This window comes from Streptacidiphilus sp. PAMC 29251 (genome assembly GCF_054208735.2).
On sequence record NZ_CM135725.2, the window covers coordinates 4,789,607 to 4,805,362 of the forward strand.

The following is a 15,756-nucleotide window of genomic DNA, read 5'->3' on the forward strand; positions in this document are numbered from 1 at the left end:
GGTCAGTACCCGTCAGCCGACGATCGCCCAGCTGATCCAGAAGACGACCGCGGCGACCAGTCCGGCCGCCGGCATGGTCAGGAACCAGCCGATCACGATGTTCTTGGCGACGCCCCAGCGGACCGCGCGGACCCGCTTGGTCGCGCCGACGCCCATGATCGCCGAGGTGATGATGTGGGTGGTGGACACCGGCACCTTGTAGGCGTAGGCGGTGACGTAGAGGATCGTCGCGCCCACCGACTCGGCCGCGAAGCCCTGCGGCGGGTCCAGCTCGATGATCTTGCGGCCCAGGGTGCGCATGATCCGCCAGCCGCCGGCCCAGGTGCCCAGCGACAGCGCCAGGGCGGTGCTGGCCTTCACCCAGACCGGGATGTCGGTCCCGGAGTAGTGGTGCGAGATGGTCAGCGCCATCACCACGATGCCCATGGTCTTCTGCGAGTCCTGCAGGCCGTGGCCCAGCGCCATCGCCGCCGCGGAGACGGTCTGCGCCATCCGGAAGTTGCGCTTGGCCCGGTGCGGATTGGCCCGGCGGAAGATCCACATGATGGCCAGCATCACCGCGAAGCCGAGCAGCAGGCCGACCACCGGCGAGGTGATCATCGGGATGACCACCTTCTCCCAGACCCCGGTCCAGTGCACCTCGGTGCCGCCGACCAGCGCCGCGCCCACCATGCCGCCGAACAGCGCATGGGTGGAGGAGGACGGCAGGCCGAAGTACCAGGTCACCAGGTTCCAGGTGATCGCGCCGAGCAGCGCGGCCCAGAGGATGACCATCCCCTTGGTGCCCTGCGGAGTGGCGATGATGCCCTTGCTGACGGTCTGCGCGACCCCGACCCCCAGGAAGGCGCCGGCCAGGTTCATCACCGCCGCCATCATCAGCGCGACCTTGGGGGTCAGCGCCCTGGTCGAGACCGAGGTCGCGATGGCATTGGCCGAGTCATGGAATCCATTGGTGTAGGCGAAGCCGAACGCCACGCCCACGACAAGGATCACTCCGAGCATGTTCAATTCGCTCAGGACTCCTTGACGGCAATGGTCTCCACGGTGTTCGCCACATGCTCGAACGCGTCGGCGGCCTCTTCGAGGACGTCCACGATCTGCTTGAGCTTCAGCACCTCGAGGGCCTCGTAGGTACCGCCGAACAGGTGGGCGAGCAGCTTGCGGTGGATCTGGTCGGCCTGGTTCTCCAGCCGGTTGACCTCGATCCAGTACTCCGCGAGGTTGTCCATGGTCCGCAGGCTGGGCATGGCGGCGGCGGTCAGCTCGGCCGCCCGGGCCAGCACCTCGATCTGCTGCTCCACCCCCTTGGGCAGGGCCTCGATCTCATAGAGGACGACCAGGTCGACGGCCTCCTCCATGTAGTCCATGACGTCGTCGAGGGACGAGGCCAGGTTGTAGATGTCCTCCCGGTCGAAGGGGGTGATGAAGGAGGAGTTCAGCTGGTGGAAGATCCCGTGGGTGATGTCGTCGCCCGCGTGCTCGGCCGCGCGCATGCGCTCGGCGAGCTCGGGTCGCGCTGCGACGTCCGCGCCGAGAAGTTCCAGCAGGAGCTTCGAGCCGGTGACAAGGTTGTCCGCAGAGGCGGCGAACATGTCATAGAAGCTCGTCTCCCGGGGGGTCAGACGAATACGCACAGAGGTCTCCGAAGTACAGGGTGCGGTCGAGGCGATGCTAAGCGCTGCGTGTGGTCGGTGCGCCCACCGGGGTGGCAGCGGCGGCACCCGTGCCCTGAAAGTCATCCTTGCCTACGGATCGTTACTGTGCCGCCCGGAGGTTGTGCACCATCAGTGTGACGGAAGGTCGGCCCTGACGCTGCCCCTCTGCGCACTGGTGTTCACCAGCGACTGTCGCAGCAGGGAAGGCCCTCGGGAGGGACGTACCGGCGCAACGCGCCCTACGATGGGCCGGTGGAGGCAGAAGAGACAGTCCCCGAGCACGCCGCGGCCGGGCCGCACGGCCCGCATGGTCCGCACGGCTACAGCGGGCAGCGCGACGCGCACGTCAAGCGGCTGCGCCGGATCGAGGGTCAGATCCGCGGGCTGCAGCGCATGGTGGAGGAGGACGTCTACTGCATCGACATCCTCACCCAGGTCTCGGCGAGCACCAAGGCGCTCCAGTCCTTCGCGCTGAGCCTGCTGGAGGAGCATCTGCGGCACTGCGTCGCGGAGGCGGTCCAGAGCGGGGAGCCGGACGGCGAGGACAAGGTGGCCGAGGCCACGGCGGCGATCGCGCGGCTGCTCAGGACGTAGTCGCCGGAGTGCCGGAGCCGTCGCGCTGGACCGGGACCCGGGCGTCCTCCTCGGGCTCGGACTCGTCCGGACGGACGCCGTCGGGGCGGACGCCGTCGGGGCGGACCTCTTCCGGACGGACGCCGTCGGGGCGGACCTGGAGCACCTGGTCGATCCTGGCCGCCGAGAGCCGGTCGAACGGGGTGGCCGCGGCAGCGATGATCAGATCGCCGTAGAGGTCGATCTCTGCGAGGGCCACCGGGTCGTGCGCAGCCACACGAACCACCTCCTCGTCAGGCCCCGGACGCCGACGGGATCAGCCCGGCGATCAGTCCGCTGGTGTCGTTGGGTAGTCGACTCTTTACAGAGTAGGGAGCGCACGGGGGGCGCGCATGGCACGTCTGGGTCATTTCCTGGACCCCCCGTTCGGGGCAGGCGCTCCCCCTGGCTCCCCCTCGGCTTCCCCCGCCGTTCACTTGGAGGGCTGGGCCCCGTACACGTCCGCGGCCGGGGGGAGGGCGACCGTGACCGGGGTGCCGTAGCCGGAGAAGACATTGCTGGAGGTGACCACGACCTGGTCCTTCTTGGCCGTGGAGCCGGCCACCTTGCTGAAGGTGAAGGTCTCGACGATGCGCTGGATCCGGCCGTGCTGGTCCAGCCAGACCTCGTAGGGGATCTGCTTGACGGTGAAGGTGTGCCCGGCCAGGGCAAGACCGGCCGAGGCCCCGCCGCCGGTCGCGCTCGCGGCCTTGGCCAGGTCCAGGGTGCCCTTGTAGTGCTTGAGCAGCACGCCGTCGACCGTCTTCGAGCCGAGCAGCACCGCCGTCGCCGCGCCGCGCAGGGCGTTCGCCGCGGTGGCCGGATCCGTCGCCCCGCTGCTGACCAGGTTGCCGTCGGCGAGCTGCTGCACGTCCACCTTGACCCACTTGCCGGCCGGGACCTTGGCGCCGCTGTTCTGCATGTAGACCACGCCGGGGCTGACCACCTCGACCAGCTCGCCCTTGGTGGCCCCGCCGGGCGGGACGGTGACCTGCACCCGGCCGAGCCGGGTGGTGTAGTCGTAGACCGCGCTGCCGCGCAGGATCTGCTTCTTGGTGTCGGAGGCGGTCTGCAGGCTGCTCACGGACTGGACCGAGCCGGTGCGCCCGGTGATGTCGGCGGCGGCGCGCACGGCCGCGAGCGGATCGGCGGCGAGCACGTCGAGGAGCTGCCGCGCAGCCCGGCGGAGGTGTCGGCGGCGCCACCGCCGCTGGCACAGCCGGCCAGCAGGCCCGCCGCCGCGGCGGCGACCAGGACGGTCAGGACGCGCGGAGCCGCGCCCTCTCGGCAACCGGACTGACGATTCACCACGCGCACGCAACTCCCTCGGAACACACCCGGTACCGGGCTTCCCACAGTCAACGAGAGAGCGTGGCGGAGGTTACGGCGTCCGGGGGGCGCTACGGCGTTCGACCATCCGGGTTACCGTGATGCACGTGGAAAGCGATCCGCCGGACTCCCAGGCCCCAGGCCCGGGAGCCGGTACCGAGACCGCTGCCACGCATCTGACGACGGTGGTGGAGAAGGGCTCGTTCAGCACCGCGCGCTGCAGCTGCGGCTGGTCCGCGCCGGCCCGGCGCTCCCGCGACAAGTCCCGCAAGGACGCGGCGCAGCACAGCGGCCAGTAGGGCACCGGCAGTAGGGCGTCGGCCGGTAGGACGTCGGCCAGTAGGACGTCGGCCAGTAGGGCTGGGACGCGAACCGGCGGGTACCGTTCCGCCGTCCCTAGTCTGTGGAGCGGGTCGCCCGCATCCCCCTGATTGGAGAGCCAGCGCATGGACGAACCGACCACCTCCCGCAGGACCGTACTCGGGGCCGGTGTGCTCACCGCCGCGAGCGTGGCCGGGCTGACCGCCTGCTCCCCGGTCAAGGGGAGCGCCGGTGCGTCCACCACCGTGCCCGCGGCGGCCGGCGGGAGCACCGGCTCGTCCCGCCCGGCGGTCGGCTCGGCCAGCGGCTCGGTCGCGCCGACTCCGCCGAAGGCCGCCGACTGGGCCGCGCTCAGCAAGGACCTGGACGGGCTGCTGATCCGTCCCGGCGACAGCCGCTACACCTCGGCCCGCAAGCTGTTCCAGCCCCAGTACGACTCGATCGCCCCCAGCGGCGTGGTGTACGTCGACGGCGCCCACGACGTGGCGACCTGCCTGGCGTTCGCGCGCCGGCACAACGTTCCGGTGACCGCCCGCAGCGGCGGGCACAGCTACGGCGGCTGGTCCTCGGGCAGCGGCCTGGTCCTGGACGTGAGTCGGCTGGCGACCGTCACCGCGGCCAAGGGCGCGGCCACGGTCGGCGCCGGGGCCCGGCTGATCGACGTCTACACCGGTCTGGCCGGACACGGGGTGACCATCCCGGCCGGCTCCTGCCCCACCGTCGGGGTGACCGGGCTCACCCTCGGCGGCGGAGTCGGCGTGACCGGCCGCGCCTACGGCCTGACCTGCGACAACCTCACCGGCGCGGAGATCGTCACGGCCGACGGCAAGACCCGCAGGGTCAGCGCGAGCAGCGACCCCGACCTGTTCTGGGCGCTGCGCGGCGGTGGCGGCGGCAACTTCGGCGTGGTCACCTCGCTCTCCTACCGCACCCACCCGGCGGCGGAGTGCGCGTACACCTTCCTCAGCTGGCCCTGGTCCCGGGCGGCGGCGGTGATCCGGGCCTGGCAGGCCTGGGCGCCGAGCGCGCCGGACAACCTGTGGGCCGATCTGCACCTGCTGGTCTGGGCGGACGGCCGGACCCAGCTCGGCAGCACCGTCAACTACCTGGGCCCGGCGCACGAGCTGTCCACCCAGATCGACCGGCTGACCGTGGCGCCCGCCGCCCACACCGTGCACACCCGCTCCTACCTGGAGACCATGCAGGTCATGGGCGGCGTGCTGGGCTGGACCCAGGCCGCCTCGCACCTGCCCGGCAGCCTGCCGGGGCAGCGTCCCACCGGGAAGGTCACCCGGGAGTCCTACGGGGCGAAGTCGGACGTCTTCACCCGCCCGATCAGCGCGGCCGGCGCGGCGGCCCTGGTCGCGGCGATCGAGCGCTATCCGAAGACCGGCCCGCAGGGCGGCAGCGCCGGCGTGGCCTTCGACGCCCTCGGCGGGGCGATCAACCGGGTCCGCCCGGCGGACACCGCCTTCGTGCACCGCAACGGCCTGTTCCTGGCCCAGTACACCGCCAACTACCCGGCGGGCGTGGTCGGCGGCACCGGGGCGGACCGCTCCTGGTCCTGGCTGAACGGCGTCTGGACCGCGATGCGGCCCTACTCCAGCGGGCAGGCGTACCAGAACTACATCGACCCCCGGCTCAGCGGCTGGGAGCAGGCGTACTACGGGGCGAACGCGGCGCGGCTGCGGACGGTGAAGCGGGAGTACGACCCGAGCGGCCTGTTCCACTTCCCGCAGTCGGTGCCGCTGGCCTGAGGGCTCTGACTGATCCGGGCTTCAGGCCGCGAGAGCTAGGCCGCGAGGACTAGGCGGTGAGGTCTAGGCCGCGAGGTCGCCGCGGGCGGCCACCCCGGTGTCGGGGTGGCCGGGACGGTCGGTGTGGTCGCCGCCGACCGGGGCCGGCACCGACCCGCGGCCGGTGCGGCCGCGGCGCGGGGCCAGCACCACCGGGGCGAAGGAGGTACGGGCCAGCGAGTGGGTCAGCGGCACCAGCACGGCCATCGCGATCGGCGCCAGCAGCAGCGTCGCGGCCGTGCCCAGGGCGAAGCCGCCGATCACGTCGGTCGGGTAGTGCACCCCATGAAGACCCGGAGGAAGCCCTCGAACCCGGCCAGGGCCATCGCCAGCAGGCCGTACTTCCGGTTGACCAGCAGGATGCCGACCGCGACCGCCATGGTGAAGGTGGCGTGGTCGCTGGCGAAGGAGCCATTGGCCTGATGCTTCGTCAACAGGTCCAGCCGGCCCGGATGCGCGACGAACGGCCGCGGCCGCTGCACCATCGCCCGGACCGGGACGTTGAGCACCAGCGCCACCCCGGCCGCGAGGCCGGCCCAGAGCACCCCGGCCACCGCGCCGGGCGCGTCGTCCGGACGGCGCCGGGCCCAGAGCCAGGTCGCCAGCAGCAGAACCACGGACAGCAGCGGCACGCCGTACTCGCCGAGGAAGCTGAGGATGCTGTCCACACCGGAGGGGAGATGGCGGGCCAGGCCGTTGACATGTGAGACGAGAGTCCAGTCGATGGACCCGTCACCCTCAATCGGCAGCGCCGTCACACCACACCTCCGCCATCTCTTCGCACACGCCCGAGCTGCTCAGGGTCGAGTCCGCCCAACGGGGTTCCGGTGCGGCACAGCCAAGTGTCCTCCCCCGCCATCAGGCACAACGGCATGAATCACCCATAGTGTTCCGATACCGGGGGAAGTTATGCGAACGTGACGCTATGATCACCGGTCCGCCACAAGACCGCTCCCGAGGCGTGACCCTGAGGGTCCGTGGCGGGCCCGTGGCGGGTCCGTGGCGGGTCCGCGCGGCGTCCGTCTCGCTGTCGTGTCCGTCAGCTGGACGCCGGGGCGCCGCCGTTGGCGATGGTCCCGCCGGGCTGGAGCGTCGGGAGGGCCTGGGCCCCGGCGGCGGTCACCCGGGTCGCCCCGAAGTAGTCGCCCTCGGAGTCGAGCGAGTCGTAGCGGATCACCGCGCCGGTGTGCGGGGCGTTGATCATCATGCCGCCGCCGACATAGATGCCGACGTGGTGGATCTGCGCCGGGTCGTGCGGGTCGTGCGAGAAGAACACCAGGTCGCCGGGCTGGAGCTGACTGCGGCTCGGATGCGGCCCGGCGTACCACTGGTCGGCGGCGACCCGGGGCAGGGTGATCCCGACGCTGGCGAACGCGGCCTGGGTCAGCCCGGAGCAGTCGAATCGGTAGCCCTGCGAGGCCAGCCCTTCGCCGCCCCAGAGATAAGGGGTGCCCAGTTTCTGCTGCGCGTAGTAGATGGCCCCGGCCGCCTGCGCGGAGAAGCTGATGACGGTGGTGCCGGTGAAGGACTGGGCGAGCTTGGTGATCGAGCTGACGTAGTTCTGGGTCTCCTTGAAGGAGGGGACGCCGCCCGCCTTGATCACCGCGTACGGGCCCGCGTTGTAGGCGGCGAGCATATTGGCGGTGTGGTTGCCGGGGACGCTGCTGGTGTCCTTGGCGAGCTGGCAGTCGTACGAGGCGGCGGAGGGGATGGCGTCCGCCGGGTTCCAGACATCGGGCACATGGGTATGAGTGGGGTCGATGCCGTAGATCGCCCAGGTCGCCGGCATGAACTGGGCCATGCCCTGTGCACCGACCGGACTGACCGCCTTCGGGTTGAACCCGCTCTCCTGGTACATCTGCGCCGCGAGCAGAGGGGGCGTCAGTTCCGGGCAGAGCGTGCCCCACTTCTGGATCAGCGGGGCATAGGAGGCGGGGACGGTGCCGGGCGCGAGCTGGACGGTGCCCTGCGCCTGGGCCTGATCGAGCGATCCCGAGGCCGAGTAGGTGCCGATGACCAGGAAGAGCAGTATCCCGGCAGCAGCCATACTGCCGCCGCCGAACAGGGTCCAGGCCCGACGGAGCGTCATGAGACCTGCCAGGGGTGGTAAATGGGGCGCAGCAGCGGAGAATGGATGCGCATGTGCCACCGTCCCATGCCTCGGGTGCCTGCCGATACCTCCACAGAGTCTGGACCAGGGCGTTGCTCTGCGCAATCACTAGTGATACACACAGTAAGCGATACGCTCATCCGAGCGGCTGCAGGACCCATGAGGCCCAATGCTGGCATCTGTGGCGCACAACTCAACGACGTTCCTCGAGAAAGTGGCCAAGTCGACTTCGGTTCTGGCCAACAATAGGGCCGGGCCCTACACCACGGCCGGGTGCAGGGCTTTGAATGATGATCAGGTAGGTGACTGCTATGTATCTCAGTGCGGGCAAGGGTGACATCAACACCATCATCGGAGGTATCGCCCCGAACTGGGGCCCCTTCGCCAGTCTTGGCAGCGAGGCCAAGACGATGGTGGAGGTCGTCATGGCCGTGGCCATCCTGGGCTGCCTCGCCATCGCCATCTGGGGCGCGGCGAAGCAGCGGATCGGTGCGACGGCGTTGCGCGACACCTTCAGCGCGGAGCAGGGGAAGGGACTGATCGTCGCCGGTTTGACCGGCGTGTTCATCATCGGATCGCTCGGTACGTTGTTCACCATTGTGTATGGGATGGCGATCTGATCATTCGCCTGATTGGCGTCCCATGATCGGCGTCCCATTCGAACGACGCGTACCGGTTCGGCCTGCCCTCCCCACGGGCGGCCGTCCGGGTGACACCCTGTCACGAGCGTTCCGCCATGCCAGTTCCCGCTGTCCTGTCCGCCTGCCCACCCTCGTCCCAAGGGGGCCGCTGTGTCCGTGCCCGACGACCAGCCGCATACGCGTACCCGCTATCCGGCGGGTGAGCAGCCGCCGGAGCCGGCGGCGCGGCGACCCCTGCGGACGCTGGCGGCGGTGCTGGTGGTGGTCGTGGTGCTGGTGGGGGCGGTCGCCGTGCTGAACCGCACGAGCGGCACCCCGACGGCGAACCCCGGCGGGGGCGGCGGGGCCGGGACCTCGGGCGACGGCGCCGGGACGTCCACCGCGGCGACGGGGACCCAGCCGGTGACGACCACCCGGAACGGGATCGCGGTCGGCTTTCCGCACACGGGCGAGGGGGCGCAGTCCGCCGCGGTCAACTACGCGGTGGCCCTGGGCTCCGCGGACATGTACGCGGCAGCGAGCCGCAGGAGCATTATGCAGACCGTCACGGATCCGGCGGTCACCTCGGGGATGCTTGCCCAGTCCGACAAGGCTTACTCCAGTCAGGGAGCAACCTTCGGGCTCACCGACGGACACGCACCGGCCGGACTGACCTTCGTGTCACGGACGATCCCGGTGGGAAGCAAGATCGACAAGCAGGCGGGCGACCAGGCGACTGTCGAGGTCTGGTGCGACGCCCTGGGCGGCCTGGCCGGACAGGGATCGACCCGACCGGTGACCGAGTACTGGTTCACCGAAGTCCTGCAACTGCACTGGATCAATGGGGACTGGAAGATCGCTGCCTACTCCCAGACCGACGGCCCGGTACCCATCAGCGGCAACCAGCCTGCCTCCAGCGCCAGCACCATCGCAGGCGCAGTCACCCAGTTCGGGGGTTTCCGCTATGCCCGCTAGCAAGCGAGTGGCTGGACTGAGTGTCGCTCTGGCATCCGTACAGCTGATGATCCTGACCCTGGCGAACTCCGCCTTCGGGGCCCCGAACCCCTCGCCCACTGCCACGGCGAACTGCAACGACCTCGTCGGACTCAGCAAATCCTTGTGCGAGCAGGGCCCCAACGGGAGTGGCGGCAACGTCACTTCCCCCCTCACCTCCTCGCTCGATCCCCTGCAGTCGTTGGCCAACGCCTGCGCCACCGCCGCGGCCTGGGTGGTGCGGAAGCTGTCGGACGGGATCAACTCCACCACCAACGTCGACTTCACCAACCCCTCCTTCCTCAAGCAGTACGGCGTCGTCTTCGGCGCCTCGACGTTTCTGACGCTGATCCTCTGGCTCCTCGCCGTGGCCAAGCGCGCCGCCCGAGGCGCCCCGCTGCAGCAGGCGATAGGGGAGGCCGTCGGCTTCCTCTGGCTGACCGTGATCGCCTCCGCGTTCACCCCGCTGATCCTGTACACCGTCGTCAGCGCCACCGACGGCATCACCGAGGCCATCGCCGCAGGCACCCGCACCGACACCACCAACTACCTGGGCACCTTCGCGGACACCCTCACCAAGGGCGACCTCGGCGGCGGCCCCATCATCCAGGTCCTGGTCTCGCTGCTGGCGATCCTCGCCGCCGCCGTGCTCTGGCTGGAGATGCTGATCCGGGCCGCGATGCTGTACGTCGGCGCGCTCCTCGGCACCGCCGTCTACGCGGGCCTGGTCGACAAGCAGCTCTGGAAGCACGTCCGCCGCTGGGCCGGCCTGATGGTCGCGGTGGACCTGATCAAACCGGTGATCGTGATCATCCTCGGCCTGGCCGGGGCGATCGCCTCCAACGCCGGGGCGAACGACGCCTTCTCGACCGTCCTCGCCGGGCTGGCGATCCTCACCCTCTCCATCTTCGCGAGCACCGCGATCTACCGCTTCATCCCCGGTTTCGGCGACGACATGGCGGCGATGCGGCAGGCCCGCGCCTCGGCCGTGAGCGCGGGCTCGGCCGTGGTGAACGGTCCGGCGAACTTCATGAAGCAGGGCATCAACACCCACGCCGGACGCGAGTCCGAGCAGGGCGGCGGCGGCAAACCCGGCGGCGGTGGCGCCGGCGGCGGCAGCGTCGCGCCCGGGATCGCCGCGCACGCGTCCCGTACGGGGGCAGCCACGCCCCCGCAGCAGGGCGGGGGCGGCGGCGGTAGCGGCAGCCGGGCTCCCGCAGGCACCGGTACCAGCAACAAGGGGGCTCGGCAGTAGTGACCACCCAACCCGTCGGTGGTTACCGGCGTACGTATCTCCTCGGCAAGGCCAAGCCCAATGCCGTGGTCGGCAAGAACCGCGAGAGCGGCGAGGTGTTCCTGATCATCTTCGGGGCGTTCCTGGGGATGATGTGGGGCATCACCGTCCCGGTGCTGCCGCTGCGGATCCTCGGGCTGCTGGCGTTCCCGCTGCTCGCCTTCGCGATCGTCTACCTGCCGTACCGCAAGCGGACGATCTACAAGTGGGCGGAGATCAACCGCACCTACCGGCGCACCGTCCGCGGCTCCACCGCGACGTACCACTCGTACGCCCCGGAGGCCGGGACCCGGCTGGACGGGCGGGAGGTCGAGGTCGGGCCGCCGCCCGGGATCGGGCGGATCCGCTGGCTGGCCGCGCCGTTCGGCCCTGACGAGGTGTCGGTGCTGCTGCACCTCACCCGGCGGACCGTCACCGCGGCGATCGAGATCGAGGGCCCCGGGGTCGGCCTGCGCGACTCCGAGGACCAGGAGACCCTGGTCGAGCGCTTCGGGACGCTGCTGAAGCACGTCGCCAACGGCGACGGCTTCGTGACCAGGATCCAGATGCTGGCCCGCACCCTCCCGGCCGACCCGGACGCGCACGCCAAGGACGTCGCCCGGCGCGGCGACCCGAACTCGCCGGAGTGGCTGAAGGACTCCTACGACCAGCTGCAGTCGATGGTGTCCACCTCCTCCGAGCAGCACCGCGCCTACCTGGTCGCCTGCATGCCGTACACCCGCGAACTGGCCGCCGAGGCGCACGCCATAGGGCGCACCGCGCAGACCAGGGCCCGCGGCGACGAGGGCCTGTCCGCGGTGATGGCCCGTGAGCTGACCGACATCTGCGCCCGGCTGGCCGAGGCGGACATCCGGGTGCGGCAGCCGCTGGGCCAGGCCCGGCTCGCGTCGCTGCTGCACTCCATGTACGACCCGGACCACCAGATCGACCACATCCAGGCGATGTCCCGGCGCAACGCCTGGCCGGCCGAGCTGGACGCCACCCACGCCAACTTCCTGCAGGCGAAGACCCGGGAGTCGGAGACCCGCGAGCCGTGGTGCCATGCCACCGCCTGGGTGAAGGAGTGGCCGCTGACCCCGGTGGGCGTCAACTTCCTGGCCCCGCTGCTGGTGCACACCCCGGATGTGATCCGCACCGTCGCGGTGACCATGGACCTGGAGCCGACCGATGTCGCCATCGAGCGGATGCTGACCGAGAAGACCAACGACGACGCGGACGCCAGCCGCGCCGCCAAGATGAACCGCACCGTGGACCCGCGCGACTCGGCCCACAGCGGCCGGGTGGACCAGCGCGGCGAGGACCTCGCCTCGGGCGCGGCCGGGGTCAACCTGGTCGGCTACATCACCGTCAGCTCCCGCTCGCCGGAGGCGCTGGCCCGCGACAAGCGGACCATCCGGGCCTCGGCCGGCAAGAGCTACCTCAAGCTGGAGTGGTGCGACCGCGAGCACCACCGGGCCTTTGTGAACACCCTCCCCTTCGCCACCGGCATCCGCCGCTAATCCACCGCCCCCTGGAGGTACCGCATGGCAGCACCCGTGGGCGGCCTGTCCGACGCCTTCACCAGCTTTCTGTTCGGCAAGATCGAGACCACCCGGCTCCCGGTCCGCACCTCCACCGGGCAGGCCCAGGCGGTCTACCTGCCGACGGCCGCGCCAGGACTGGGCGACTCCGGTGTGATCATCGGACGCGAGGTCTACAGCGGCAAGGGGTACGTCTACGACCCCTTCCAGCTGTACGGGCAGCAGCTGCCGGCCCCGCACTGGCTGGTGCTCGGCGAGTCGGGCAACGGCAAGTCGGCGCTGGAGAAGACCTACGTCCTGCGCCAACTGCGCTTCCGCGACCGGCAGGTGGTGGTGCTGGACGCCCAGGGCGAGGACGGCGTCGGCGAGTGGAACCTGATCGCCAGGGCGCTGGGGATAATGCCGGTGCGGCTGGACCCGCAGGCCGCCCTCAACGGCGGCGTCAAGCTCAACCCGCTGGACCCGGCGATCACCCTGACCGGGCAACTGGCGCTGCTGCGCACCATCATCGAGGTCGCCATGGGCCGCGGCCTGGACGAGCGGGCCGGCTTCGCGCTCAAGGCCGCGCACGCCCATGTCATCGCCACCAGGACGGCGCGCCAGCCGATCCTCGGCGACATCATCGACACCCTGCGCAACCCCAACACCGACTCGGTGGACGCCCTCGGCGTCTCGCTGGACGACATCCAGGTCTGGGGCCTGGACGTGGCCCTGGTCCTGGACCGGCTGGTGGACGGCGACCTGCGCGGCATGTTCGACGGCCCGACCACCACCGACATCGACCTCGACGCCCCGCTGATCGTCTTCGACCTGTCGCACATCGACCGCAACTCCATCGCGATGCCGATCCTGATGGCGATCGTCGGCGTCTGGCTGGAGCACACCTGGCTGCGACCCGACCGGAAGAAGCGGATCTTCCTGGTCGAGGAAGCCTGGCACATCATCAACTCCCCTTTCGTGGCCCAGCTGTTCCAGCGGCTGCTGAAATTCGGACGGCGGCTCGGGCTCTCCTTCGTGGCGGTGGTGCACCACCTCTCCGACGTGGTCGACGGGGCCGCCTCCAAGGAGGCCTCGGCGATCCTGAAGATGGCCTCCACCAGGACCATCTACATGCAGAAGGCGGACGAGGCCCGCGCCACCGGGCGGGTGCTCGGGCTGCCGCGCTGGGCGGTGGAGATCATCCCCACGCTGTCGCCTGGCATCGCGGTCTGGGATGTGAACGGCAATGTCCAGGTGGTGAAACACCTGATCACCGAGCATGAGCGACCACTTGTCTTCACCGACCGCGCCATGACCGAGGACGCGATCATCGAGCGCACGCGGGCGTCGAAACAGCTCGCGGACGACCCGGCGGCGTGACCCACGTGACCCGCGTGAGCCGGGTGAGCCGCGTGAGCCGCGTGAGCCGGGTGAGCCGCGTGAGAGGGGCGGGGCCATGTCGTCGATGAACGGGCGGCAGCAGCGCCCGTCCGGCCGGTACGGCCCTCCGGGGGGCTCGGGGGGTCCCGGTGCCTCGGGGCCTCCCGGCGCTCCCGGGTTTCCCGGCGGCGGCGGGGGTGGCGGGTTTCCCGGGGGCAGCGGGCCCTCGGGCCAGTACCGGCGGAGCGGGATACCGGACGGTGCGATCGTCGGGCTGCTGGCGACGCTGCTCGGCGCGACCGCCCTGGTCTGGTTCTCGACCGCGCTCGGCGCGCTGGTGACGCACCGAAAGCTGCCGCATCCGATGCCGTTCAGCGGCACCCCAGGAGCGATCCGCAGCCTGGCGCTGAAGCCGAACAGCATGGGTGCGGCCTGGCCGGGGACGCCGGTGGCCGAGCTCCCCTCGGCGACGACGTTCTGGGTGACCTTCTTCCTGATGCTGGCCCTGCTGATCGCCCTGGGGCTGACCATACTGACGGCCTGGATGCGGCTGCGGGCCGCACGGCGGACGGCCGGACAGGTGCCCGGGTACGAGAAGGGGCTGCCCGGTCCGAACGGGCACGACGGCGTACCTGCGCCCCGGGCCGACCCCGCACCGGGCCTCGCACCGGGCCAGGCCCCGGGCCCCGCACCGGCGGCGGCCCCGGTTGTCGCCACCGCGGCCACGGCCGCTCCCGCCCACCCACCCGAGCGCGTCGCTGAACCCGGGCCCGCGTCGGCGTCACCGCCACCGCCACCGCGTCGCGAGACCTTCGCGTTTCCGGTCGGGATGACCGCGCTGCTGGTGCCCGACCCCGCCGCCGCGTCGGCCAAGCGCAAGCTGCTGCAGCGGGCGGTGGAGACCGCCACCGGGCCGGTCCTGGTCGTCACCGACGACCTCGCGCTGTGGGAGGCCAGGCCCGCCCACCGGGACGCGCGGCTGTTCGATCCGCTGCGGCTCGTCAGCGAGGTGCCCGATGCCGACACCAGGGTCCGCTGGGCCCCGCACGACCACTGCGAGGACCCGGCCACCGCCACCTCCCGCGCCCGCGCCCTGCTCGCGCCCACCGTCCGCGGCGGCGCCGACGGCGCCCGCTCGCAGAGCGAACGGAGCGTCAGGGAGACCGCGCAGACGCTGCTCCGCTGCTGGCTGCACGCCGCGGCGCTGGACGGACGGCCGTTCCGGCACGTCCAGCGCTGGGCCTCGGGCACCGGCCGGGGCGAGGCGCCGGCCATCCTCCGCTCCGCCGATCCGCACCGGGCCGCCGACGGCTGGGACGGCGAGCTGCAGGCCCTGCTGACGCACTCCGACGAGCTGCGGGACGCCGCGATCGACCGGATCCTCGACGCCCTCGACGTCCTCTCCGAACTCCAGGTGCAGCAGGCCTGCGCCCCGTCCTCGGCCGCCGACGGGCTCGACCTGGACGCGCTGCTGCGCAACCGCGGCACCCTCTACCTGCTGGGACGCGCCACCGAGAGCAGGGTCGGCGGCTCGTCCGACCGGGCCGACGGGCCGCGCAGCGCGATGCCGCTGCTCACCGCCCTGGCCGAGGACCTGGTGGAACGGGCCCGGCGGACGGCCGGCCAGTCGTCCGCCGGTCGGCTCGACCCGCCGCTGCTGTGCGTGCTCGACAATGTGGCCGCCGTCGCCCCGATCCCCGGCCTGCCCGAGCTGATGGCCCGCGGCGAACCGCTCGGCCTCGGCGGCGTCGCGGTGTTCCGCTCCCCCGAGCAGGTCCGCTCGCGCTGGGACGAACGCGCCGTCCACAGCCTGTGGACGAAGGCGGACGCCCGCGCGGTGGTCGGACCGCTCGGCGCCACCGCGCTGGAGGCGATGCTCGGCGCCCTGCAGACCGCCCCGCCCGAGTTGGAGGGGGCGCTGGGCCCCGGGGCGCTGGGCGATGGGGAACTGCTCCTGCTCGCCGCCCGCCACCCGGCCCAGCGCTTCGGCGTCGGCGCGGGCGCGGGCGCGGGCTTCGGACCCGGCGCCGGTTTCGGCTCCGGCTCCGGCGCCGGGGGGAGTGCGGCGTCCGGGAGTGCTCCCGTACCCTCGGGAGGCCACACAGCGCCGCAGTAGCGGTGGCGGGGGACAAAGGGCGAGGAACAGC

16 protein-coding genes are annotated in these 15,756 nt (G+C 71.4%); 9 read left to right on the forward strand and 7 right to left on the reverse strand.

Annotated elements, in window-relative coordinates; all coding sequences use genetic code 11:
* Window positions 1–12: 12 nt before the first annotated feature.
* Both ACXKR8_RS22485 and ACXKR8_RS22490 read right to left on the reverse strand, forming a co-directional pair.
* Complete coding sequence (locus ACXKR8_RS22485; protein ID WP_458275056.1) at window positions 13–1,002, reverse strand: inorganic phosphate transporter; 990 nt, start codon at window positions 1,000–1,002, stop codon at window positions 13–15.
* Between the two features lie 11 nt (window positions 1,003–1,013).
* Window positions 1,014–1,634, reverse strand: coding sequence for a DUF47 domain-containing protein (locus ACXKR8_RS22490; RefSeq protein ID WP_458274678.1), 621 nt, complete (start codon window positions 1,632–1,634; stop codon window positions 1,014–1,016).
* A gap of 273 nt (window positions 1,635–1,907) precedes the next feature.
* Between ACXKR8_RS22490 and ACXKR8_RS22495 the strand changes: the two genes are divergently transcribed.
* Window positions 1,908–2,249: a metal-sensitive transcriptional regulator gene (locus ACXKR8_RS22495; protein ID WP_458274679.1), complete on the forward strand. Its 342-nt coding sequence runs from the start codon at window positions 1,908–1,910 to the stop codon at window positions 2,247–2,249.
* Here the strand turns inward: ACXKR8_RS22495 and ACXKR8_RS22500 are convergent.
* Together ACXKR8_RS22500 and ACXKR8_RS22505 are read right to left on the reverse strand one after the other, a co-directional pair.
* Window positions 2,239–2,505, reverse strand: a complete 267-nt coding sequence (locus ACXKR8_RS22500; protein ID WP_458274680.1) for a hypothetical protein — start codon at window positions 2,503–2,505, stop codon at window positions 2,239–2,241. The genes ACXKR8_RS22495 and ACXKR8_RS22500 overlap by 11 nt on opposite strands.
* Window positions 2,506–2,700: 195 nt before the next feature.
* A complete protein-coding gene (locus ACXKR8_RS22505; RefSeq protein WP_462100642.1) occupies window positions 2,701–3,426 on the reverse strand; it encodes an SCO4651 family lipoprotein in 726 nt (241 codons plus the stop codon).
* Between the two features lie 271 nt (window positions 3,427–3,697).
* Between ACXKR8_RS22505 and ACXKR8_RS22510 the strand changes: the two genes are divergently transcribed.
* Together ACXKR8_RS22510 and ACXKR8_RS22515 are read left to right on the forward strand one after the other, a co-directional pair.
* On the forward strand, window positions 3,698–3,895 hold the full coding sequence (locus ACXKR8_RS22510) for a hypothetical protein (RefSeq protein WP_458275057.1): 198 nt from the start codon (window positions 3,698–3,700) through the stop codon (window positions 3,893–3,895).
* 147 nt (window positions 3,896–4,042) lie between these two features.
* Complete coding sequence (locus ACXKR8_RS22515) at window positions 4,043–5,674, forward strand: FAD-binding oxidoreductase (protein ID WP_458274682.1); 1,632 nt, start codon at window positions 4,043–4,045, stop codon at window positions 5,672–5,674.
* A gap of 63 nt (window positions 5,675–5,737) precedes the next feature.
* Here ACXKR8_RS22515 and ACXKR8_RS22520 read toward each other — a convergent pair whose 3' ends face one another.
* The 3 genes from ACXKR8_RS22520 to ACXKR8_RS22530 all read right to left on the reverse strand — a co-directional run bounded on the left by ACXKR8_RS22520 (window position 5,738) and on the right by ACXKR8_RS22530 (window position 7,802).
* Window positions 5,738–5,995 (reverse strand): hypothetical protein, encoded by a 258-nt coding sequence (locus ACXKR8_RS22520; RefSeq protein WP_462100643.1) that lies wholly within the window; start codon window positions 5,993–5,995, stop codon window positions 5,738–5,740.
* Window positions 5,974–6,471, reverse strand: a complete 498-nt coding sequence (locus tag ACXKR8_RS22525; RefSeq protein WP_462100644.1) for a phosphatase PAP2 family protein — start codon at window positions 6,469–6,471, stop codon at window positions 5,974–5,976. Before ACXKR8_RS22525 ends, ACXKR8_RS22520 begins: the two co-directional genes overlap by 22 nt.
* 281 nt (window positions 6,472–6,752) lie before the next feature.
* The gene (locus ACXKR8_RS22530; RefSeq protein ID WP_458274684.1) at window positions 6,753–7,802 is read right to left on the reverse strand and encodes a C40 family peptidase; all 1,050 of its coding nucleotides are present in this window, start codon (window positions 7,800–7,802) and stop codon (window positions 6,753–6,755) included.
* Window positions 7,803–8,134: 332 nt separating this feature from the next.
* Between ACXKR8_RS22530 and ACXKR8_RS22535 the strand changes: the two genes are divergently transcribed.
* The 6 genes from ACXKR8_RS22535 to ACXKR8_RS22560 all read left to right on the forward strand — a co-directional run bounded on the left by ACXKR8_RS22535 (window position 8,135) and on the right by ACXKR8_RS22560 (window position 15,725).
* Window positions 8,135–8,443, forward strand: coding sequence for a hypothetical protein (locus tag ACXKR8_RS22535; RefSeq protein ID WP_458274685.1), 309 nt, complete (start codon window positions 8,135–8,137; stop codon window positions 8,441–8,443).
* 171 nt (window positions 8,444–8,614) lie between these two features.
* Complete coding sequence (locus tag ACXKR8_RS22540; protein WP_458274686.1) at window positions 8,615–9,418, forward strand: hypothetical protein; 804 nt, start codon at window positions 8,615–8,617, stop codon at window positions 9,416–9,418.
* Between the two features lie 46 nt (window positions 9,419–9,464).
* A complete protein-coding gene (locus ACXKR8_RS22545; RefSeq protein WP_458274687.1) occupies window positions 9,465–10,691 on the forward strand; it encodes a hypothetical protein in 1,227 nt (408 codons plus the stop codon).
* The gene (locus tag ACXKR8_RS22550; protein ID WP_458274688.1) at window positions 10,691–12,229 is read left to right on the forward strand and encodes an SCO6880 family protein; all 1,539 of its coding nucleotides are present in this window, start codon (window positions 10,691–10,693) and stop codon (window positions 12,227–12,229) included. Before ACXKR8_RS22545 ends, ACXKR8_RS22550 begins: the two co-directional genes overlap by 1 nt.
* A gap of 24 nt (window positions 12,230–12,253) precedes the next feature.
* Entirely contained in the window at window positions 12,254–13,609 is a 1,356-nt protein-coding gene (locus ACXKR8_RS22555; RefSeq protein ID WP_458274689.1) for an ATP-binding protein, read from the forward strand.
* Between the two features lie 76 nt (window positions 13,610–13,685).
* A complete protein-coding gene (locus ACXKR8_RS22560) occupies window positions 13,686–15,725 on the forward strand; it encodes a type IV secretory system conjugative DNA transfer family protein (RefSeq protein WP_458274690.1) in 2,040 nt (679 codons plus the stop codon).
* Window positions 15,726–15,756 lie beyond the last annotated feature (31 nt).